At 52.3% G+C, this 22,636-nt stretch carries 18 protein-coding genes; 14 read left to right on the top strand and 4 right to left on the bottom strand.

Annotation, left to right across the window (positions count from 1 at the left end; genetic code table 11):
- Positions 1-59: 59 nt before the first annotated feature.
- From dgt to cdaR, 3 genes are all read left to right on the top strand, one after another.
- The gene (gene dgt / locus ACH0VJ_RS05220) at positions 60-1,577 is read left to right on the top strand and encodes a dGTPase (protein ID WP_000146457.1); all 1,518 of its coding nucleotides are present in this window, start codon (positions 60-62) and stop codon (positions 1,575-1,577) included.
- A gap of 129 nt (positions 1,578-1,706) precedes the next feature.
- Positions 1,707-3,134: a serine endoprotease DegP gene (gene degP / locus ACH0VJ_RS05215; protein ID WP_000753958.1), complete on the top strand. Its 1,428-nt coding sequence runs from the start codon at positions 1,707-1,709 to the stop codon at positions 3,132-3,134.
- Positions 3,135-3,286: 152 nt separating this feature from the next.
- Positions 3,287-4,444 (top strand): DNA-binding transcriptional regulator CdaR, encoded by a 1,158-nt coding sequence (cdaR, locus tag ACH0VJ_RS05210; protein WP_000929458.1) that lies wholly within the window; start codon positions 3,287-3,289, stop codon positions 4,442-4,444.
- Between the two features lie 88 nt (positions 4,445-4,532).
- On the opposite strand, the gene ACH0VJ_RS05205 is transcribed toward cdaR, so the two are convergent.
- Positions 4,533-4,919, bottom strand: coding sequence for a DUF3461 family protein (locus ACH0VJ_RS05205; protein ID WP_000272193.1), 387 nt, complete (start codon positions 4,917-4,919; stop codon positions 4,533-4,535).
- A 246-nt stretch (positions 4,920-5,165) separates the two neighbouring features.
- On the opposite strand from ACH0VJ_RS05205, the gene ACH0VJ_RS05200 reads away from it, so the two are divergent.
- The gene (locus ACH0VJ_RS05200; RefSeq protein WP_000017181.1) at positions 5,166-6,467 is read left to right on the top strand and encodes an MFS transporter; all 1,302 of its coding nucleotides are present in this window, start codon (positions 5,166-5,168) and stop codon (positions 6,465-6,467) included.
- A gap of 36 nt (positions 6,468-6,503) precedes the next feature.
- Here ACH0VJ_RS05200 and dapD read toward each other — a convergent pair whose 3' ends face one another.
- The 3 genes from dapD to map all read right to left on the bottom strand — a co-directional run bounded on the left by dapD (position 6,504) and on the right by map (position 11,062).
- The gene (gene dapD, locus ACH0VJ_RS05195; RefSeq protein ID WP_001186670.1) at positions 6,504-7,328 is read right to left on the bottom strand and encodes a 2,3,4,5-tetrahydropyridine-2,6-dicarboxylate N-succinyltransferase; all 825 of its coding nucleotides are present in this window, start codon (positions 7,326-7,328) and stop codon (positions 6,504-6,506) included.
- A gap of 29 nt (positions 7,329-7,357) precedes the next feature.
- Positions 7,358-10,030 carry a bifunctional uridylyltransferase/uridylyl-removing protein GlnD gene (gene glnD / locus ACH0VJ_RS05190; RefSeq protein ID WP_001094520.1) on the bottom strand — a complete coding sequence of 891 codons (2,673 nt, stop codon included), beginning with the start codon at positions 10,028-10,030 and terminating at the stop codon, positions 7,358-7,360.
- 237 nt (positions 10,031-10,267) lie between these two features.
- Positions 10,268-11,062 (bottom strand): type I methionyl aminopeptidase, encoded by a 795-nt coding sequence (gene map / locus ACH0VJ_RS05185; protein ID WP_001018211.1) that lies wholly within the window; start codon positions 11,060-11,062, stop codon positions 10,268-10,270.
- Between the two features lie 450 nt (positions 11,063-11,512).
- On the opposite strand from map, the gene rpsB reads away from it, so the two are divergent.
- The 10 genes from rpsB to skp all read left to right on the top strand — a co-directional run bounded on the left by rpsB (position 11,513) and on the right by skp (position 22,636).
- Entirely contained in the window at positions 11,513-12,238 is a 726-nt protein-coding gene (gene rpsB, locus ACH0VJ_RS05180) for a 30S ribosomal protein S2 (RefSeq protein ID WP_000246886.1), read from the top strand.
- Positions 12,239-12,495: 257 nt separating this feature from the next.
- Positions 12,496-13,347 (top strand): translation elongation factor Ts, encoded by an 852-nt coding sequence (tsf, locus tag ACH0VJ_RS05175; protein ID WP_000808106.1) that lies wholly within the window; start codon positions 12,496-12,498, stop codon positions 13,345-13,347.
- A 144-nt stretch (positions 13,348-13,491) separates the two neighbouring features.
- A complete protein-coding gene (gene pyrH, locus ACH0VJ_RS05170; protein ID WP_000224567.1) occupies positions 13,492-14,217 on the top strand; it encodes a UMP kinase in 726 nt (241 codons plus the stop codon).
- Positions 14,218-14,363: 146 nt separating this feature from the next.
- Positions 14,364-14,921 (top strand): ribosome recycling factor, encoded by a 558-nt coding sequence (gene frr / locus ACH0VJ_RS05165; protein ID WP_000622423.1) that lies wholly within the window; start codon positions 14,364-14,366, stop codon positions 14,919-14,921.
- Between the two features lie 141 nt (positions 14,922-15,062).
- Positions 15,063-16,259 carry a 1-deoxy-D-xylulose-5-phosphate reductoisomerase gene (gene ispC / locus ACH0VJ_RS05160; RefSeq protein ID WP_000811898.1) on the top strand — a complete coding sequence of 399 codons (1,197 nt, stop codon included), beginning with the start codon at positions 15,063-15,065 and terminating at the stop codon, positions 16,257-16,259.
- A 312-nt stretch (positions 16,260-16,571) separates the two neighbouring features.
- On the top strand, positions 16,572-17,330 hold the full coding sequence (gene ispU, locus ACH0VJ_RS05155; RefSeq protein WP_057526164.1) for a (2E,6E)-farnesyl-diphosphate-specific ditrans,polycis-undecaprenyl-diphosphate synthase: 759 nt from the start codon (positions 16,572-16,574) through the stop codon (positions 17,328-17,330).
- A 12-nt stretch (positions 17,331-17,342) separates the two neighbouring features.
- Positions 17,343-18,200 (top strand): phosphatidate cytidylyltransferase, encoded by an 858-nt coding sequence (gene cdsA, locus ACH0VJ_RS05150; RefSeq protein WP_000922421.1) that lies wholly within the window; start codon positions 17,343-17,345, stop codon positions 18,198-18,200.
- A gap of 11 nt (positions 18,201-18,211) precedes the next feature.
- On the top strand, positions 18,212-19,564 hold the full coding sequence (gene rseP / locus ACH0VJ_RS05145) for a sigma E protease regulator RseP (RefSeq protein WP_000949017.1): 1,353 nt from the start codon (positions 18,212-18,214) through the stop codon (positions 19,562-19,564).
- A 31-nt stretch (positions 19,565-19,595) separates the two neighbouring features.
- Positions 19,596-22,028: an outer membrane protein assembly factor BamA gene (gene bamA / locus ACH0VJ_RS05140; RefSeq protein WP_001240936.1), complete on the top strand. Its 2,433-nt coding sequence runs from the start codon at positions 19,596-19,598 to the stop codon at positions 22,026-22,028.
- Positions 22,029-22,150: 122 nt separating this feature from the next.
- A complete protein-coding gene (gene skp / locus ACH0VJ_RS05135) occupies positions 22,151-22,636 on the top strand; it encodes a molecular chaperone Skp (protein ID WP_000758966.1) in 486 nt (161 codons plus the stop codon).

Below are 22,636 nucleotides of genomic sequence, written 5' to 3'. Positions count from 1 at the left end.
TGGGGGCATAGTTTATCATGCGCTTATGGGGAAGCGCATTTCTCAGGCGGGGAGAGGATATGGCATCGATCGATTTCCGAAATAAAATTAACTGGCATCGTCGTTATCGTTCACCGCAGGGCGTAAAGACGGAACATGAGATCCTGCGGATTTTTGAAAGCGATCGCGGGCGGATTATCAACTCTCCGGCTATACGCCGTTTGCAGCAAAAAACGCAGGTTTTCCCGCTGGAGCGCAATGCCGCGGTGCGTACTCGTCTGACGCATTCGATGGAGGTGCAGCAGGTGGGGCGTTATATCGCGAAAGAGGTTTTAAGCCGCCTGAAAGAGCAAAACCGACTGGAGGAGTACGGTCTGGATGCGCTGACCGGTCCCTTTGAAAGTATTGTGGAAATGGCCTGCCTGATGCACGACATCGGTAATCCGCCGTTCGGTCATTTTGGCGAGGCGGCGATCAATGACTGGTTTCGTCAGCGGCTGCATCCGGAAGATGCGGAAAGTCAGCCGCTCACGCATGATCGCTGTGTGGTTTCCTCGCTACGGCTACAGGAAGGCGAAGAAAATCTGAACGATATTCGCCGCAAGGTACGTCAGGATATCTGCCATTTTGAAGGCAATGCACAGGGAATTCGTCTGGTACATACGCTCATGCGGATGAATCTTACCTGGGCGCAGGTTGGCGGAATTTTAAAATATACCCGTCCGGCATGGTGGCGAGGGCCGGTGCCGGATTCCCATCGCTATTTAATGAAGAAACCGGGCTATTATCTTTCTGAAGAGAAGTATATTGCGAGGTTACGTAAAGAACTGCAGTTAGCGCCTTACAGTCGCTTTCCATTAACGTGGATTATGGAAGCCGCAGATGATATTTCTTATTGTGTCGCCGATCTTGAAGACGCGGTAGAGAAAAGAATCTTTAGCGTTGAGCAGCTTTATCACCATTTATATCACGCGTGGGGCCACCATGAGAAGGATTCGCTGTTTGAGCTGGTGGTAGGAAATGCGTGGGAAAAATCACGCGCCAATACATTAAGCCGCAGTACCGAAGATCAGTTTTTTATGTATTTACGGGTAAATACATTAAATAAACTGGTGCCCTATGCCGCTCAGCGTTTTATTGATAATTTGCCGCAGATTTTTGCCGGTACCTTCAATCAGGCGCTGCTGGAAGATGCCAGCGGTTTTAGCCGCCTGCTTGAACTCTATAAGAATGTGGCGGTTGAACATGTGTTTAGCCATCCGGATGTAGAACAGCTTGAACTACAGGGATACCGGGTGATCAGCGGGTTATTAGATATCTATCAGCCGCTATTAAGCTTGTCGCTTAACGACTTTCGCGAGCTGGTGGAAAAAGAACGGTTGAAACGCTTCCCTATAGAATCGCGCTTATTTCAGAAACTTTCTACGCGCCATCGTTTGGCCTACGTGGAAGTCGTCAGTAAATTACCCACGGATTCGGCGGAGTACCCGGTACTGGAATATTATTATCGCTGTCGGTTGATTCAGGATTATATCAGCGGGATGACTGACCTTTACGCATGGGATGAATATCGGCGTTTGATGGCGGTCGAACAGTAAATGGACTTTTGTAAAGATGGACAATAAATTTTTACTTTTTCCAGAAACTTTGTTCCGGAACTTCGCGTTATAAAATGAATCTGACGTACACAGCAATTTTGCGTTACCTGTTAATCGAGATTGAAACACATGAAAAAAACCACATTAGCAATGAGTGCACTGGCTCTGAGTTTAGGTTTGGCATTGTCGCCTCTGTCTGCCACGGCGGCTGAAACGTCCTCTTCAGCAATGACTGCCCAGCAGATGCCAAGCCTGGCACCGATGCTCGAAAAAGTGATGCCATCGGTGGTCAGTATTAATGTAGAAGGTAGCACCACGGTGAATACGCCGCGTATGCCGCGTAATTTCCAGCAGTTCTTTGGCGATGACTCCCCGTTCTGCCAGGACGGTTCTCCGTTCCAGAATTCTCCGTTCTGCCAGGGCGGCGGTAACGGCGGCAACGGCGGTCAACAACAGAAATTCATGGCGCTGGGCTCCGGCGTAATTATTGACGCCGCGAAGGGCTACGTCGTCACCAACAACCACGTGGTTGATAACGCCAGCGTGATTAAAGTACAGCTTAGCGATGGGCGTAAATTCGATGCTAAAGTGGTAGGCAAAGATCCGCGTTCTGATATCGCGCTGATTCAAATTCAGAATCCGAAGAACCTGACGGCGATTAAGCTGGCGGACTCCGACGCGCTGCGCGTGGGGGATTATACCGTCGCTATTGGTAACCCGTTTGGTCTGGGCGAAACGGTGACGTCAGGTATCGTTTCGGCGCTGGGGCGTAGCGGCCTGAACGTAGAAAATTATGAGAACTTTATTCAGACCGACGCCGCGATTAACCGCGGTAACTCCGGCGGCGCGCTGGTGAACCTGAACGGTGAGCTGATCGGTATTAACACCGCGATTCTGGCGCCGGACGGCGGCAACATCGGTATTGGCTTCGCTATCCCCAGTAACATGGTGAAAAACCTGACGTCGCAGATGGTGGAATACGGCCAGGTGAAACGCGGCGAACTGGGGATCATGGGGACTGAGCTGAATTCCGAATTGGCGAAAGCGATGAAAGTCGATGCCCAGCGTGGCGCGTTCGTCAGCCAGGTGATGCCGAATTCGTCCGCGGCGAAAGCGGGTATCAAAGCCGGGGATGTCATTACCTCGCTGAACGGTAAACCGATCAGCAGCTTTGCGGCGCTGCGCGCTCAGGTTGGCACTATGCCGGTCGGCAGCAAAATCAGCCTCGGTCTGCTGCGTGAAGGTAAAGCGATTACGGTTAATCTGGAACTGCAGCAGAGCAGCCAGAGTCAGGTTGATTCCAGCACCATCTTCAGCGGGATTGAAGGCGCTGAAATGAGCAATAAAGGCCAGGATAAAGGCGTTGTGGTGAGCAGCGTGAAAGCGAACTCACCCGCCGCGCAAATTGGCCTCAAAAAAGGTGATGTGATTATCGGCGCTAACCAGCAGCCGGTGAAAAATATCGCCGAACTGCGTAAGATTCTCGACAGCAAGCCGTCGGTTCTGGCTCTGAATATTCAGCGTGGTGATAGTTCTATTTATTTGCTGATGCAGTAATCACCTTTGTCCCCCTTCCGCCATGGAAGGGGGCAACACTTTTCTGTGAAACCCCCCACAACTCCATACTTATTTGCACCGTTTTGTGCATTTGCACAATGTCGAGACCTGTTATCTTCCTTATGCTTGTGCTCTGCTCACAGGAGGGATTTATGGCTGGCTGGCATCTTGATACCAAAATGGCGCAGGATATCGTGGCGCGCACTATGCGCATCATCGATACCAATATCAACGTAATGGATGCCCGCGGGCGTATTATCGGCAGCGGCGATCGGGAACGTATTGGTGAATTGCACGAAGGCGCGCTGTTAGTGCTGTCGCAGGGCCGGGTTGTGGATATTGACAACGCCGTGGCGCGACACCTGCACGGGGTGCGTCAGGGGATTAATCTTCCCTTACGTCTTGAGGGCGAAATTGTCGGCGTGATCGGCCTCACCGGCGAACCAGAGCATCTGCGTAAATATGGCGAGCTGGTGTGTATGACTGCCGAAATGATGCTGGAGCAGTCGCGGTTAATGCACCTTTTGGCGCAGGATAGCCGTTTGCGCGAAGAGCTGGTGATGAACCTGATTCAGGCCGAAGAAAATACGCCGGCGCTGGTGGAATGGGCGCAGCGTTTGGGGATCGATTTGAACCAGCCGCGTGTGGCGGCGGTGGTGGAAGTCGACAGCGGCCAGCTTGGCGTCGATAGCGCAATGGCGGAACTTCAGCAGTTGCAGAATGCGCTTACCACGCCGGAGCGTAACAACCTGATAGCCATTGTTTCTCTCACCGAGATGGTGGTGCTCAAACCCGCCTTAAACTCGTTTGGTCGCTGGGATGCTGAAGATCATCGTAAGCGCGTAGAGCAGCTTATCTCGCGAATGAAAGAGAATGGTCAGCTACGTTTTCGCGTGGCGCTGGGCAATTACTTTACCGGGCCGGGCAGTATTGCACGTTCATACCGCACGGCGCGCACTACGATGATGGTCGGCAAACAGCGGATGCCAGAAAGCCGCAGCTATTTTTATCAGGATTTGATGCTGCCGGTTCTGTTAGATAGCCTGCGTGGCGGCTGGCAGGCCAATGAGCTGGCGCGCCCGCTGGTAAAACTCAAAGCGATGGATAACAACGGGTTATTACGTCGGACGCTGACGGCGTGGTTTCGCCATAATGTCCAGCCGCTGGCGACCTCTAAGGCGCTGTTTATTCATCGTAACACGCTGGAATATCGGCTAAATCGTATTTCGGAACTGACCGGGCTGGATTTGGGAAATTTTGACGATCGGCTGTTGCTGTATGTGGCGCTACAACTGGATGAACAGCGTTAAGCCCGGCGGCGCTACGCTTATCAGGCCTACGGGGATATATCTGTAGGCCGGATAAGGCGTAACACGTCGCCATCCGGCAACACACAGCTTACTTACGGGTAAGCTTGTCCAGATCGGCTTCGATTTCACTGATCTTATTCGCGACGACGCTTTCCAGGTGGCGCAAGTCGTCGAGGATCTTACGTTTGAGATCGAGTTCTGAGCGGTCGCGCTGGCAGATTTGGTCCAGCTCGTCAATCACATAGCGTAGGTTAGGGCTAATCTCCTGTACTTCTTTATAACCCTGACCGATGCCATCGGCCACCACCGTTTTACGCTGGCGTGGATACTTAAACTTCACGCTTTTAGCAAAGAATTCACCTCTATCCTTTTGAAAATAGATTTTCAGGATATCGTTATTGGCTTCTTGCCGCAGGCTGTAACGATCGATTTCCTCAGGATTGGTAATGCCCAGACTTTTTAGATTGTCATACATAGCGGTATCCTTCATCACACTATAACTTTTGAATAATTAACGAAAAATTGGTTTTTCGCCACCAGTGTTTACAAAAAAAGCGCGGTTGATCGCAGAAGACGTCTCGGCAACGTCATGAGCAAAAGGGCGGCGGTTATTGATAGCTTAAGTAATTCAACGCGATATTCCGTTTATAGAGAAAGCGTTTGAGGTCAGTGTGGGAAATTGACCGGATGCAGTGGTCGATAACCTTGAGAGGCGGAATCTATGTCCGGAACGTATAATGCCACTATTCGCCGGGTGGTGATTTCCGCCTGGATAGGAAACTCCATTGAATATTATGATTTTCTATTATATGGCCTGGCAAGCGCGCTGGTATTTGGCCCGCTTTTTTTCCCTGGCGCCAGCCCATTGACTGCAACGTTATCTTCTTTTGCCAGTTTCGGCGTGGGATTTATTTCCCGACCGCTGGGCGCGCTATTTTTTGGCAACAGGGGGGATACGCTTGGGCGTAAAAACACGTTATTAATCACGTTAGGCGGGATGGGCGCGGTCACGTTTCTCATCGGTTGCCTGCCTTCTTACGCCAGTATCGGCGCGCTGGCGCCTGCTTTACTGGTTATTCTGCGTTTTCTACAGGGATTTATGGTTGGAGGCGAATGGGGAGGCGCCATGTTGATGGTCGTGGAATATGCTGCTGGAAAGCACCGGGGGCGGTTAAGCGCGCTATCGCAAACAGGAGGACTCACGGGACAATTATTGGCGACAGGCGTATTTATAGTCGTGACCCAATTACCGAAGGAGGCGTTGTTATCGTGGGGATGGCGTATTCCTTTTCTGCTCAGTGCGCTTTTGGTGTTGCCTGGATTATATATGCGTCATCGTCTGGATGAGACGCCTGTCTTCCGTGCGTTTAAAAAGCAGCAGGCCATTAATCATAGGCAGCAAAGAGAAGAAAGGCCGGTGGTCAAAGTAGTACGAGAACAATGGCGCAGCATTTTGCTGATTATAATTCTGCGTTTTGCGGAAAGCGTTCCCTTTTTTCTTGCTACCGTCTTCGCGGTTTCCTGGGCGACGACGCAGCTTGGGATTGCCAGCCTGACTATTCTGTACATTGTAATGTTCACCTGTCTGCTGGCGTATCCCATGCACGTGCTATTTGGCATCATGTCGGATCGGCGTGGCTGCCGTCAGGTGTATATTTTCGGCGCGCTTTTTGTCGCGGCAATGGCTTTTCCCTTTTTCTGGCTGCTGGAAAGCCGTTCGCTCATACTGATGACAATGGGCTACGTTTTGCTTATTAACATTGGTCATAATTCACTGAATGCCGTGCAACCTTCTTTTTTCGCCGGACTGTTTCATCCGCCTGTACGCTACAGCGGTTCATCAATTGGCGCTCAGTTGGGGGCGGTTGTGGCAGGGGGATTCACGCCGTTTATCGCTAAAGCGTTAAGCGCAGTCTATGATAACAGTTGGACTTTGGTTGCCGGTTATGTCGTTTTGACTGCGCTGGCTTCGGCGTTTGCGGCAAAGATTGCGCCGGAAACCGTGTTACCGCATTCGCCGTAATGCAAAGGGGGGCTGTCGCCCCCGCTTTTCACTCGCTTAATCAATAGTGCGCAATAATTCGTTAATGCCCACTTTACCACGCGTTTTGGCGTCGACTTTTTTCACGATCACCGCGCAGTACAAACTGTACTTACCGTCTTTTGACGGCAGGTTGCCGGAAACGACCACGGAGCCCGCCGGTACGCGGCCATAGTGAACTTCACCGGTTTCGCGATCGTATATTTTGGTGCTCTGGCCGAGGTATACGCCCATGGAAATGACGGAACCTTCTTCGACAATGACGCCTTCCACGACTTCAGAACGCGCGCCAATAAAGCAGTTGTCTTCAATGATGGTCGGGTTAGCCTGCAGCGGCTCCAGTACGCCGCCGATACCCACGCCGCCGGAAAGGTGAACATTTTTACCAATCTGCGCACAGGAACCCACCGTCGCCCAGGTGTCAACCATGGTGCCTTCGTCAACGTAGGCGCCGATGTTAACGTAAGACGGCATCAGCACGGTGTTGCGGGCGATAAATGCGCCCTGACGAACGGCCGCAGGCGGAACGACGCGGAAGCCTTCTTTCTGAAAACGCGCTTCGTCGTAATCAGCGAATTTCATCGGGACTTTATCGAAGTAGCGGCTTTCCGCACCGTCGATAACCTGGTTATCGTTAATACGGAAAGAGAGCAGAACCGCTTTCTTCAACCACTGGTGAGTGACCCACTGACCGTCGATTTTTTCTGCGACACGCAGCGCGCCGGAATCAAGTAGAGAAATGACCTGTTTTACCGCCTCTCGGGTCACGGTATCTACATTAGCCGGCGTAATATCGGCGCGGCGCTCAAAAGCGGTCTCAATAACGTTCTGTAACTGCTGCATTGTTAAACTCTTTCATATAAATAAACACACTACCCTTTATCGTTTGGATTGAGGGCCGCTGTCAACCGTTGTTGCACCTCAAGTTGCAGCACATTATTAAGTGCGCGCCGATCCGCTGTGGCGATTATGAATAAATCTTCTACTCGTTCACCAATGGTTGTAATTCGGGCGCCATGAAGCGAAATTCCCAGATCGGCAAAAATTTGTCCGACCCTGGCCAGCAGACCAGGCTGATCGAGCGCGATCAATTCCATGAATGATTTTCTGTCGGTATGGGTGGGCAAAAAATTGACTTCCGTTTCGACCGTAAAGTGCCGTAACTTTGCCGGTTGCCGACGCGGCTGCGGCGGCTGCCAGCTACGCTGCGTAATGGTCTGTTCAAGACCGGTGCGAATGACTTCATGGCGATCCGCCGCCAGCGGGCTGCCGTCTGGTTCCAGAACGATAAACGTATCCATTGCCATGCCGTCGCGAGTGGTAAAGATCTGCGCGTCATGGACGCTTAAATTACGCCTGTCCAGCTCGGCGCAGACGGCGGCAAACAGATAGGGTCTGTCCGGACTCCAGATAAAAATTTCGGTTCCGCCGCGCGTGGCCTGCGGACTAAGCAACACTAACGGTTGGCGCAGATCGTGCTGCAATAAATGGCGTGCGTGCCAGGCGAGCTGATTTGGACTATGACGAACAAAATAGTTAGCGCGACAGCGGGTCCAGATTTTGTGCAGCGCGGCTTCATCAATATTGTCCATTCGCAGCAGCGCCAGCGCCTGAAGCTGATGGTGACGCACGCGCTCACGCATATCCGGCGTATTTTGCATTCCGCGCCTGAGCTGTTTTTCCGTGGCGAAGTACAGCTCGCGTAGCAGGCTCTGCTTCCAGCTATTCCACAAGGTTTCGTTGGTCGCGCAGATGTCCGCGACGGTCAGGCAGACCAGAAAACGCAGCCGTGTTTCGGTTTGCACCTCTTCGGCAAACTGCTTAATGACTTCCGGATCCTGGATGTCGCGGCGCTGGGCGGTGACTGACATTAGCAGGTGTTGGCGCACCAGCCAGGCGACCAGTTGCGTTTCGCGTGAGTTCAAACCGTGCAGTTCGGCGAAGGTGAGTACATCCTGCGCGCCCAGTACCGAATGGTCGCCGCCGCGACCTTTCGCAATATCGTGGAACAGCGCGGCGATCAGGATCAGTTCCGGATGGGGAAGCCGCGGCCAGAGATCGACGCATAGCGGATGGCGCTGGCGCGTCTCTTCTTTCGCAAAGCTCTCCAGTTTGAGCATTACGCGGATGGTGTGTTCATCCACCGTGTATGCGTGGAACAGGTCAAACTGCATTTGTCCGACGATGTGCGACCACTGCGGCATATAAGCCCACAGTACGCTGTGGCGATGCATGGGCAGCAGGCCGCGGCTGACCGCGCCGGGATGGCGCAGCATACTAAGAAACAGAGTGCGCGCCTCCGGGATGTAACACAGCGGTTGGCTCAGGTGGCGGCGGGCGTGGCGCAAGTGGCGTAACGTCGTAGAGTAAATGCCGGTGATCGCGCTATTGCGCACCATCATATAAAACATGCGCAGGATCGCTTGCGGTTCGCGGATAAACAGCGTGTCGTCACGCAGATCAATAAGCGTGCCGCGCAGTTGAAACTCATCGTCAACAGGACGTGGTTTTTCATCCGCAGGCAGCGCCAGAATCGCCTCGTCAAATAGCTGAAGCAGCATCTGATTGAGTTCGCTCACCCGGCGCGTAACCCGGAAGTAGTCTTTCATCATCCGCTCAACCGGATCATTGCCCTCGCCGCTGTAGTTAAGGCGTTGAGCGACGCTTAACTGGCGGTCGAACAGCAGGCGGTTATCGTAGCGGCTGACCACCAGATGTAGCGCAAAGCGAATGCGCCACAGGATATGCAGGCACTCGTTGAGCTCCGCGCGCTCAGCGGGGGTTAAAAAGCCGAATCCCACCATCTCATCGAGCGAGGTAGCGCCGAAGTGACGTCGGGCGACCCACTGTAACGTATGGATATCGCGCAGGCCGCCGGGGCTGCTTTTAATATCCGGCTCCAGATTATAGCTGGTACCGTGATAGCGCTGGTGGCGCTGGTTCTGCTCTTCTACTTTGGCGGCGTAAAATTTGTCGGACGGCCAAAAACCTTCGCTGAAAATATGTTTTTGTAGTGCCAGAAACAGAGCGACATCACCGATCAGCAGGCGCGTTTCGATGAGGTTTGTCGCAACGGTTAAATCAGACAGACCTTCCAGCAGACACTCTTCCAGCGTACGTACGCTATGCCCGACATCCAGCTTGACGTCCCAAAGTAAAGTCAGCAGCTCGCCGACCTTTTGCGCCTGTTCATCGGGCAGCTTTTTGCGGCTTAAAATGAGCAGATCAATATCGGAAAGCGGATGCAGTTCGCCGCGTCCATAGCCGCCGACGGCGACCAGCGCCAGATCGGCAATCTGACCGAAACCGGCCTCAATCCACAGGCGTTGCAACAACTGGTCGATAAATTCGGTACGAGCTTCAATAAGCTGTTCAGCACAAATGCCGCTGTCAAATGCCTCTCCCAGCCAGTGTTGAAAGATGTCGATGCGGGCTTTGATACCGGCGACGGTCAGTTCAGCGCGCGGCCAGACGCCAGGGTTTTGCGGCTGGTCCGGGAGGGTGGGGAGTGCGGTATTCGCGTGCTGTTCAGGAAGAGTATTCATATGCGCCACCCATTAAAAAGCCGGATGGTGGCGTGAACGCCTTATCCGGCCTACGTATTTACTCTTCATCCTTCAAGTTGCTTCTACGTTGGCTGCGCTCGTTCACTCCAGTCACGTACTTATGTACGCTCCTGAAGATTCACTCTCTTGCCGCCTTGAGGCAACTCGAATGATTTTGAGTAAAGGTGTAATTTGTAGGCCTGATAAGATGCGAAGGCATCGCCATCAGGCAAAACATTATTCGTCGTGTGTGATGATCGCCGGGATGGTGTCATCTTTACGCAGCGTCAGAATTTCACAGCCGTTTTCCGTTACCACAATAGTATGCTCGTACTGAGCAGACAAGCTGCGGTCTTTGGTTTTTACCGTCCAGCCGTCTTTCATGGTGCGGATACGGTAATCCCCGGCGTTCAGCATCGGTTCAATGGTAAAGGCCATGCCAGGCTGCAACACGACGCCGCCATCGTCTGCATCATAATGCAGCACCTGCGGTTCTTCATGGAAGCCGCGACCAATACCGTGTCCGCAGTATTCACGTACCACGGAGAAACCTTCGCCTTCGGCATATTTCTGGATGGCGGCGCCAATGGTGCGCAGGCGGATGCCCGGTTTCACCATTTTGATGCCCAGATACAGGCTCTCTTGCGTGACGCGGCACAGACGCTCGCCCAGAATGGTCGGTTTGCCGACGATAAACATCTTCGAGGTATCGCCGTGGAATTCATCTTTAATCACGGTCACGTCGATGTTGACGATATCACCATCTTTCAGATGTTTAGCGTCATCCGGAATGCCGTGGCACACCACTTCATTAATAGAGATACAGACGGATTTCGGATAGCCGTGGTAGCCGAGGCAGGCGGAGATCGCGTGTTGTTCGTTAACGATGTAATCGTTACAGATACGGTCCAGTTCGCCGGTGGTGACGCCCGGTTTGATATACGGTTCGATCATTTCCAGCACTTCGGCTGCCAGACGGCCCGCGACGCGCATTTTTTCGATGTCTTCAGATGTCTTGATAGAGATAGCCATGAATTCTGTCCATCAGTGCCGATGATTTCGGCAATAATTGTGTAAGTGCTGACAATGGTATCAGTCAGGGGTGTGCCCTGCCAAATTGAGAATCATTCTGAACTTCGCCTTTCGTGCCACAGGTGCGTTGGCGACATTTTTTCACCCCAGTCACTGACTGGCCGTAAGCTCTCGGGGATGCAAAAATTTGCCGCCTGCCTGTAACACGAAATTCATCGTTCAATTCAGCACTGAGTGCCAACAATTATTGGTGTCGGTGGCGTATTTGTGGTATAAAGCGCGCCGGACTTCCGATCCATTCGAAGACTACACACGATGGACGGGAGCGACAAATCTCACTTTGTGTAACAACACACACGTATCGGCACATATTCCGGGGTGCCCTTTGGGGTCGGTAATATGGGATACGTGGAGGCATAACCCCAACTTAATCTATAGAGGTTTTAAATCATGGCAACTGTTTCCATGCGCGACATGCTCAAGGCTGGTGTTCACTTTGGTCACCAGACCCGTTACTGGAACCCGAAAATGAAGCCTTTCATCTTCGGCGCGCGTAACAAAGTTCACATCATCAACCTTGAGAAAACTGTACCGATGTTCAACGAAGCTCTGGCTGAACTGAACAAGATCTCTGCTCGTAAAGGTAAAATCCTTTTCGTTGGTACTAAACGCGCTGCAAGCGAAGCGGTGAAAGAAGCTGCTAACAGCTGCGACCAGTTCTTCGTGAACCATCGCTGGCTGGGCGGTATGCTGACTAACTGGAAAACAGTTCGTCAGTCCATCAAACGTCTGAAAGACCTGGAAACTCAGTCTCAGGACGGTACTTTCGAAAAGCTGACCAAGAAAGAAGCGCTGATGCGTACTCGTGAGCTTGAGAAACTGGAAAACAGCCTGGGCGGTATCAAAGACATGGGCGGTCTGCCGGACGCTCTGTTCGTTATCGATGCTGACCACGAGCACATTGCTATCAAAGAAGCGAACAACCTGGGTATCCCGGTATTTGCTATCGTTGATACCAACTCTGATCCGGACGGCGTTGACTTCGTTATCCCGGGTAACGATGACGCAATCCGTGCTGTTAGCCTGTACCTGGGCGCTGTCGCTGCAACCGTTCGTGAAGGCCGTTCTCAGGATCTGGCTTCCCAGGCGGAAGAAAGCTTCGTAGAAGCCGAGTAATAAGGCTTGATAACTCCCTAAAATAGTTCGAGTTGCAGGAAGGCGGCAAGCTCGAGAATTCCCGGGAGCTTACATCAGTAAGTGACCGGGATGAGCGAGTGAAGGCAACGCGCCTGCGGCTCGAAATATGAAGGGGAGAGCCCTTATAGACCAGGTAGTATCACGTTTGGTTAGGGGGCCTGTATATGGCCCCCTTTTTCACTTTTATATCTGTGCGGTTTGATGCCGGGCAGATCAAATCTTTCGAGGATTTTAGAATGGCTGAAATTACCGCATCCCTGGTAAAAGAGCTGCGTGAGCGTACCGGCGCAGGCATGATGGATTGCAAAAAAGCGCTGACTGAAGCGAATGGCGACATTGAGCTGGCAATCGAAAACATGCGTAAGTCCGGCGCTATCAAAGCGGCGAAAAAAGCAGGCAACGTGGCTGCTGACGGCGTAATCAAAACCAAAATCGACGGCAACGTCGCTTTCATTCTGGAAGTTAACTGCCAGACTGACTTCGTGGCTAAAGATGCTGGCTTCCAGGCATTTGCTGACAAAGTGCTGGACGCCGCTGTTGCTGGCAAAATCACTGACGTAGAAGTTCTGAAAGCACAGTTCGAAGAAGAGCGCGTTGCTCTGGTAGCGAAAATCGGCGAGAACATCAACATTCGTCGCGTCGCTTCCCTGGAAGGCGACGTTCTGGGTTCTTACCAGCACGGTGCGCGCATCGGCGTTCTGGTTGCCGCTAAAGGCGCTGACGAAGAGCTGGTTAAGCAGCTGGCGATGCACGTTGCGGCAAGCAAGCCGGAATTCGTTAAGCCGGAAGACGTGTCTGCTGACGTGGTAGAGAAAGAGTACCAGGTACAGCTGGACATCGCGATGCAGTCCGGTAAGCCGAAAGAAATCGCAGAGAAAATGGTTGAAGGCCGCATGAAGAAATTCACCGGCGAAGTTTCTCTGACTGGTCAGCCTTTCGTCATGGAACCGAGCAAATCTGTTGGCCAACTGCTGAAAGAGCACAACGCTGACGTGACTGGCTTCATCCGCTTTGAAGTGGGCGAAGGCATTGAGAAAGTCGAGACTGACTTTGCAGCAGAAGTTGCTGCGATGTCTAAGCAGTCCTGATTTTCCTGAGGAGCCGCCTGAGGGCGGCTTCTTTTTGCGCCTCTCTTGTAAAATCAGCCGACGCCTGGCGTCTGCGCTGAAATGCGACGTACAATGTCGCCGGAATTAACTCATATCAATCGTTGACAGTCTCAGGAAAGAAACATGGCTACCAATGCAAAACCCGTCTATAAACGCATTCTGCTTAAATTAAGCGGCGAAGCTCTGCAGGGTACGGAAGGCTTCGGTATTGATGCAAGCATACTGGATCGTATGGCTCAGGAGATCAAAGAACTGGTTGAACTGGGTATTCAGGTTGGTGTGGTGATTGGCGGTGGTAACCTGTTCCGTGGCGCGGGTCTGGCAAAAGCGGGGATGAACCGCGTTGTGGGCGACCACATGGGCATGTTGGCCACCGTCATGAACGGCCTGGCAATGCGTGATGCGCTTCACCGCGCCTATGTGAACGCCCGCCTGATGTCGGCAATTCCTTTAAACGGCGTGTGCGACAACTACAGTTGGGCCGAGGCGATTAGCCTGCTGCGTAATAACCGTGTTGTGATTCTGTCTGCAGGTACGGGTAACCCGTTCTTCACTACCGACTCTGCGGCCTGTCTGCGCGGGATCGAAATTGAAGCGGATGTCGTACTGAAAGCGACCAAAGTGGATGGCGTATTCACTGCCGATCCGGCAAAAGATCCTTCCGCGACCATGTACGATCAGCTGACCTACAGCGAAGTGCTGGATAAAGAGCTGAAAGTGATGGATCTGGCGGCGTTCACGCTGGCTCGTGACCACAAACTGCCGATTCGTGTTTTCAACATGAACAAACCAGGCGCGCTGCGTCGTGTGGTGATGGGCGAAAAAGAAGGGACGTTAATCACGGAATAATTCCCGTGAGCGCCAAATACGGGTAAGATTCTGTTCTATTGACGGGTCTTATTACCTGGCAGAAATTAAACGAGACTATACTTAGCACATCTTTGTATTGTGTGACCGTCTGGTCTGACTGAGACTAGTTTTCAAGGATTCGTAACGTGATTAGCGATATCAGAAAAGATGCTGAAGTACGCATGGAAAAATGCGTTGAAGCGTTCAAAACCCAAATCAGCAAAGTGCGCACGGGTCGTGCTTCTCCCAGCCTGCTGGATGGTATTGTCGTAGAATACTATGGCACTCCGACCCCGCTGCGCCAGTTGGCAAGCGTAACGGTAGAAGACTCCCGTACCTTAAAAATTAACGTGTTTGACCGTTCTATGGGGCCAGCCGTTGAAAAAGCGATCATGGCGTCAGACCTCGGTTTGAATCCAAGCTCTGCGGGCACCGACATTCGCGTTCCGCTGCCGCCGCTGACCGAAGAACGTCGTAAAGATCTGACGAAAATTGTCCGTGGCGAAGCGGAGCAGGCGCGTGTCGCCGTTCGTAACGTCCGCCGTGATGCGAACGATAAAGTAAAAGCTCTGCTGAAAGATAAAGCGATCAGTGAAGATGACGATCGTCGCTCTCAGGAAGAAGTACAGAAAATGACCGACGCGGCAATTAAGAAAGTGGATGCGGCGTTGGCAGATAAAGAAGCAGAACTGATGCAGTTCTGATTGATCTGTACGCAGATATAAACTCATTCCACCGCTAAACCTGGCGGATGAGTGGTGTACAAAGCGCCGCGCAGAAGACATTATCAGGTCTCCTGTGCGGCGTTTTGCTTTTTATTCCGTTTCAACACTTCTGGACGTTTCATGAAGCAATTAACCATTCTGGGCTCGACCGGCTCTATTGGTTGCAGCACACTGGACGTGGTGCGCCATAATCCTGATAGCTTCCGCGTTATCGCGCTGGTGGCGGGTAAAAATGTCGCCCGCATGGCGGAGCAGTGCCTGGAGTTCTCGCCGCGTTATGCCGTGATGGACGATACGTCGAGCGCAGAACAGCTCAAAATAATGCTTCAGCAGCATGGCAGCCGCACCGAGGTTCTGAGCGGTCAGCAGGCTGCCTGTGAGATGGCGGCGCTTGATGAGGTCGGGCATGTGATGGCGGCCATTGTGGGCGCGGCTGGTTTACTGCCGACCCTGGCGGCGATTCGCGCAGGGAAGACGATTCTGCTGGCGAATAAAGAATCGCTGGTGACCTGCGGGCGGCTGTTTATGGACGAAGTAAAACGCAGCAACGCCCGGCTTTTACCCGTCGATAGCGAACATAACGCGATTTTTCAGAGTTTGCCGCAATCTATTCAGCATAATCTGGGATACGCTGACCTTGAGCAAAATGGCGTAACGTCGATTTTGCTTACCGGGTCTGGTGGCCCGTTTCGTGAAACGCCAATGTGCGATCTGGCAGCGATGACGCCGGATCAGGCATGTCGTCATCCGAACTGGTCGATGGGGCGAAAAATCTCCGTCGACTCCGCCACCATGATGAATAAAGGTCTGGAATACATTGAAGCGCGTTGGTTATTTAATGCCAGCGCACGTCAGATGGAAGTGTTGATCCATCCGCAATCGGTCATTCATTCGATGGTGCGTTATCAGGACGGCAGCGTCCTGGCGCAGCTTGGAGAACCTGACATGCGTACGCCTATTGCGCATACGATGGCATGGCCGAATCGCGCCACGTCCGGCGCGCAGCCGCTTGATTTTTGCAAACTCAGCGCGCTGACGTTTAGCGCGCCAGATTATCAGCGTTATCCGTGCCTGAAGCTGGCGATGGAGGCGTTTGAGCAAGGTCAGGCGGCAACGACGGCGCTCAATGCGGCAAACGAAATCACCGTTGCCGCGTTTCTGGCGCAACAGATTCGTTTTACCGATATCGCCGGGCTCAATTTAGCGGTGCTGGAGAGGATGGATTTACAGGAACCGGCAAGCGTTGAGGACGTATTGCAGGTTGACGCCATCGCGCGTGAAGTAGCCAGAAAACAAGTGATACGGCTCTCACGCTGACGATTATCCCGCGACAGAAGATCGTGCTATTTGTTAGCGTTGGGCTTCGGTGATATAGTCTGCGCCACCTGATCGCAGGTTTTTGGCTTTTTTCGGTCAGGTTAGCCGTGGTTTTACACGGCTTTTTTGTGGATACACAAAATCATTCAGGACGCATCGGGACGGCAGGCGAGTACGTTCCCGGCGTGCGCAGACAGCGCACGACAGGGGCGATGACGCGCGGTCATCCGCGAAGCGAACCGAAGAGAATGTGTATAAAGGCTTCAGTATTCCTGAGTACCGCTAAATCCTTTCAGGGACAAAAAACGCGTTATGTTGTCTGCAACTCAACCAGTAAGCGAAAATTTGCCAGCGCATGGCTGCCGTCATGTTGCAATAATTATGGATGGCAATGGTCGCTGGGCGAAAAAGCAAGGGAAGATCCGGGCCTTTGGGCATAAAGCCGGGGCGAAGTCCGTCCGGCGAGCGGTCTCTTTTGCTGCCAATAACGGTATTGATGCGTTAACGCTGTATGCCTTTAGTAGTGAAAACTGGAACCGACCGGCGCAGGAAGTGAGCGCGTTAATGGAGCTGTTTGTGTGGGCGCTGGATAGCGAAGTCAAAAGCCTGCACCGCCATAACGTTCGCCTGCGTATTATCGGCGATATCAGTCGATTCAACTCACGTTTACAAGAACGTATTCGCAAATCAGAAGCGCTTACCGCCCATAATACGGGTCTAACGCTGAATATCGCTGCGAATTACGGCGGACGTTGGGATATTGTCCAGGGAGTCCGACAACTGGCGGAACAGGTGCAGGCTGGAGTGCTGCGCCCCGATCAGATTGATGAAGAGAGACTAGGCCAGCAAATCTGTATGAATGAGCTGGCGCCTGTGGATTTAGTAATTAGGACTGGGGGAGAGCATCGCATTAGTAACTTTTTGCTTTGGCAAATTGCCTATGCCGAACTTTACTTTACGGATGTTCTTTGGCCCGATTTCGATGAACAAGACTTTGAAGGTGCGCTGCATGCCTTTGCTAATCGAGAGCGTCGTTTCGGCGGTACCGAGCCTGGTGATGACAAAGCCTGATGGGGGTTGCTTTTGCTGAAGTATCGCCTGATTTCTGCTTTTGTGTTAATACCCGCGGTCATCGCTGCGCTTTTTTTATTGCCGCCGGTGGGGTTCGCCATTATTACGCTGGTTGTCTGTATGCTGGCCGCGTGGGAATGGGGACAGTTAAGCGGTTTCGCCGCGCGTTCACAGCGGGTTTGGCTGGCGGTGCTGTGTGGTCTGTTATTGGCGCTGATGCTATTTTTGTTGCCTGAGTATCATCACAACATTCGTCAACCGCTGGTTGAGATGTCGCTTTGGGCATCGTTAGGATGGTGGGTTGTCGCGCTACTGCTGGTGCTATTTTATCCCGGTTCGGCGGCAATCTGGCGCAACTCAAAAACATTGCGTCTCATTTTCGGTTTGTTAACTATTGTGCCATTTTTCTGGGGCATGCTGGCGCTGCGCGCCTGGCACTATGACGAGAATCATTACAGTGGCGCAATATGGCTACTCTATGTCATGATCCTGGTCTGGGGAGCGGACTCTGGCGCGTATATGTTTGGTAAATTGTTTGGCAAACATAAGCTGGCGCCGAAGGTTTCCCCGGGTAAAACCTGGCAAGGGTTTATCGGCGGGCTTGCTACAGCTGCCGTGATCTCATGGGGTTACGGTATGTGGGCGAATCTGGATGTTGCGCCTGTTATCTTGCTGATTTGCTCTGTGGTGGCGGCTCTGGCTTCTGTACTGGGCGACCTCACCGAGAGTATGTTTAAGCGCGAAGCAGGAATTAAGGATAGCGGCCACTTGATTCCAGGCCATGGCGGCATTCTGGACCGAATTGACAGCCTGACGGCTGCCGTACCGGTCTTTGCTTGCCTGTTGTTACTGGTGTTCAGGACGCTCTAACGGAAGGTTTTATGCTGAGTATTCTCTGGAATCTGGCTGCATTCATCATCGCACTGGGCGTGCTGATCACTGTGCATGAATTTGGTCATTTCTGGGTTGCCCGGCGCTGCGGTGTGCGAGTTGAGCGCTTTTCCATCGGTTTTGGCAAAGCGCTCTGGCGTCGTACCGATCGGTACGGCACCGAGTATGTCATCGCCCTGATCCCGCTGGGCGGCTACGTCAAAATGCTGGATGAGCGCGCCGAACCGGTAGCGCCGGAATTGCGTCGTCACGCCTTCAATAACAAAACGGTGGGCCAGCGCGCCGCAATTATTGCCGCAGGTCCGGTTGCGAACTTCATTTTTGCTATCTTTGCTTACTGGCTGGTCTTTATCATCGGCGTCCCTGGCGTTCGTCCGGTCATTGGCGAAATAACGCCCAACTCGATTGCTGCGCAGGCGCAAATTGCGCCTGGTACGGAACTTAAAGCCGTTGATGGTATCGAAACCCCTGATTGGGATGCCGTGCGTTTACAACTGGTGTCCAAAATTGGCGATCAGCAGACGACGGTGAGCGTCGCGCCGTTTGGTAGCGACCAGCGGCAGGATAAAACGCTTGATTTACGTCACTGGGCATTTGAGCCTGATAAGCAAGATCCTGTATCTTCTTTAGGGATTCGGCCCCGCGGGCCACAGATTGAACCGGTACTGTCAGAAGTGCAGGCGAATTCCGCAGCCAGTAAAGCGGGTTTGCAAGCGGGCGACAGGATCGTTAAAGTCGATGGTCAGCCGTTAACGCAGTGGATGAAATTCGTGACGTTTGTACGCGATAATCCCGGTAAGCCGTTAGCGTTAGAGATTGAAAGGCAGGGGAGCGCCTTGTCGTTGACGTTAACGCCGGATACGAAATCGGTTAACGGAAAGGCGGAAGGGTTTGCAGGCGTGGTGCCTAAAATTATTCCTCTGCCGGAAGAGTACAAGACTATACGCCAGTATGGGCCTTTTAGCGCCATCCTCGAAGCCACGGATAAGACGTGGCAGTTGATGAAGCTGACGGTCAGTATGCTGGGTAAATTGATAACCGGTGATGTGAAACTGAACAACCTCAGTGGGCCGATTTCTATCGCTCAGGGGGCTGGGATGTCAGCGGAGTTCGGGGTGATTTATTACCTGATGTTCCTTGCGCTAATCAGCGTGAACTTAGGGATAATTAACCTGTTTCCGCTGCCCGTTCTTGACGGGGGTCATCTGCTGTTCCTGGCGATTGAAAAGCTTAAGGGCGGGCCGGTATCCGAGCGGGTTCAAGACTTTAGTTATCGCATTGGCTCGATTTTGCTGGTGTTGTTAATGGGGCTTGCACTTTTCAATGATTTCTCTCGGTTGTAAGAGAGTTAGTTAGGAAGAACGCATAATAACGATGGCGATGAAAAAGTTGCTCATAGCGTCGCTGCTGTTCAGCAGCGCCACCGTATACGGTGCTGAAGGGTTCGTAGTGAAGGACATTCATTTCGAAGGCCTGCAGCGAGTCGCCGTTGGTGCGGCTCTCCTCAGTATGCCGGTGCGCACAGGCGACACGGTTAATGATGAAGATATCAGTAACACCATTCGCGCTCTGTTCGCCACCGGCAACTTTGAGGACGTCCGCGTCCTGCGCGATGGTAATACCCTTCTGGTTCAGGTAAAAGAACGTCCGACCATTGCCAGCATCACTTTCTCCGGGAACAAGTCGGTGAAAGATGACATGCTCAAGCAAAACCTCGAAGCGTCTGGCGTACGTGTTGGCGAGTCTCTGGATCGCACCACGTTGTCTGATATCGAAAAAGGTCTGGAAGACTTTTACTATAGCGTAGGTAAATACAGCGCCAGCGTTAAGGCGGTCGTCACGCCGCTACCGCGCAACCGTGTTGATCTTAAACTGGTGTTCCAGGAGGGCGTATCGGCGAAGATCCAACAGATCAACATCGTCGGTAACCATGCCTTTAGCACCGAAGAACTCATTTCTCATTTCCAGTTGCGTGACGAAGTGCCGTGGTGGAACGTCGTCGGCGATCGTAAATACCAGAAACAGAAGCTGGCGGGCGACCTTGAAACCTTGCGCAGCTACTATCTGGATCGCGGCTACGCGCGTTTCAATATTGACTCCACGCAAGTGAGTCTGACGCCGGATAAGAAAGGGATCTACATCACCGTCAATATCACCGAAGGCGATCAGTACAAGCTTTCCGGGGTTCAGGTGAGCGGTAACCTGGCCGGACATTCCGCTGAAATTGAGAACCTGACGAAAATTGAACCGGGCGAGCTCTATAACGGCACCAAAGTGACCAAAATGGAAGATGACATCAAAAAGCTTCTGGGTCGCTATGGTTACGCCTATCCGCGCGTGCAGTCACAGCCTGAAATTAACGATGCTGACAAAACCGTAAAACTGCGCGTAAACGTCGATGCGGGCAACCGTTTCTACGTGCGTAAGATCCGCTTTGAAGGCAACGACACCTCAAAAGATTCCGTTCTGCGCCGTGAAATGCGCCAGATGGAAGGGGCGTGGCTGGGCAGCGACCTGGTTGACCAGGGGAAAGAGCGTCTGAACCGTCTCGGCTTCTTTGAAACCGTCGACACCGACACGCAGCGCGTTCCGGGTAGCCCGGATCAGGTTGATGTGGTGTACAAGGTGAAAGAGCGCAACACCGGTAGCTTTAACTTCGGTATCGGTTACGGTACAGAAAGCGGCGTTAGCTTCCAGGCCGGCGTTCAGCAGGACAACTGGTTAGGTACCGGTTATTCCGTGGGGATTAACGGCACCAAAAACGACTACCAGACCTACAGCGAACTGTCCGTTACTAACCCATACTTTACCGTTGACGGCGTGAGCCTCGGTGGTCGTATCTTCTATAACGACTTCCAGGCGGACGACGCGGATCTATCCGACTATACCAACAAGAGTTACGGTACGGATGTGACGCTTGGCTTCCCCATCAACGAGTACAACACGTTGCGTGCTGGTTTAGGGTATGTGCATAACTCCCTGTCCAATATGGAACCGCAGGTTGCAATGTGGCGTTATCTGGCATCAATGGGTCAGTATCCGAGTACTAATGATCAGGATAATAGTTTTAGCACTGATGACTTCACCTTTAACTACGGCTGGACCTACAACAAACTAGACCGTGGTTACTTCCCGACGGAAGGTACGCGTATCAACCTGACGGGTAAGGTGACGATTCCGGGATCGGATAACGAATACTATAAAGCGACGTTGGATACCGCGACCTATGTACCGATCGATAACGATCATAAGTGGGTCATTCTGGGCCGTACCCGCTTTGGTTATGGCGATGGTTTAGGCGGTAAAGAAATGCCGTTCTATGAGAACTTCTATGCCGGTGGTTCCAGTACCGTTCGTGGCTTCCAGTCCAATACCATTGGTCCTAAGGCGGTCTATTATCCCTATAACCCTAAAAATTACGATGCTGATGAAGACTACGATTGCGCGACGCAGGACGGCGCAAAAGATATGTGTAAGTCGGATGATGCGGTAGGGGGTAACGCGATGGCGGTCGCCAGCCTGGAATTTATCACGCCGACGCCGTTTATCAGCGAGAAATATGCTAATTCGGTCCGTACTTCTTTCTTCTGGGATATGGGGACCGTCTGGGATACTAATTGGGATTCCAGCCAGTATTCTGGTTATCCGGACTACAGCGATCCGAGCAACATCCGTATGTCCGCGGGTATCGCATTACAATGGATGTCCCCATTGGGGCCGTTGGTCTTCTCCTACGCCCAGCCGTTTAAAAAGTACGATGGAGACAAAGCCGAGCAGTTCCAGTTTAACATTGGTAAAACCTGGTAATTGTTCACTGCAAAGGAATGCATTGGTAGTGTAGCGATGACTTTTGGCGATGCCCCCAGGGATCGCCAGGCCACGCAAAGAGCTGTACCTTCGGGTGCAAATGGGATGGTAAGGAGTTTATTGTGAAAAAGTGGTTATTAGCTGCAGGTCTTGGTTTGGCGATGGTAACGTCCGCACAGGCTGCTGACAAAATTGCAATCGTCAACATGGGTAATCTGTTCCAACAGGTTGCGCAGAAGACGGGTGTATCCAATACACTGGAAAATGAATTTAAAGGCCGTGCGGCTGAACTGCAAAAAATGGAAACCGATCTGCAATCTAAAATGCAGCGTCTGCAATCCATGAAAGCAGGTAGCGATCGTACTAAGCTGGAAAAAGACGTGATGTCTCAGCGCCAGACTTTCGCGCAAAAAGCGCAGGCTTTTGAGAAAGATCGCGCTCGTCGTTCCAACGAAGAACGCAACAAACTGGTGACTCGTATCCAGACTGCGGTGAAAAAAGTGGCTAACGACCAGAGTATCGATCTGGTGGTAGACGCAAACACCGTTGCTTACAACAGCAGCGATGTGAAAGACATCACCGCTGACGTACTGAAACAGGTTAAATAA

This window comes from Salmonella sp. 2020_1459, from assembly GCF_043847915.1.
GTDB classification, from domain to species: Bacteria; Pseudomonadota; Gammaproteobacteria; order Enterobacterales; family Enterobacteriaceae; genus Salmonella; species Salmonella enterica.
This window is presented reverse-complemented; position numbering and strand designations above follow the sequence as displayed.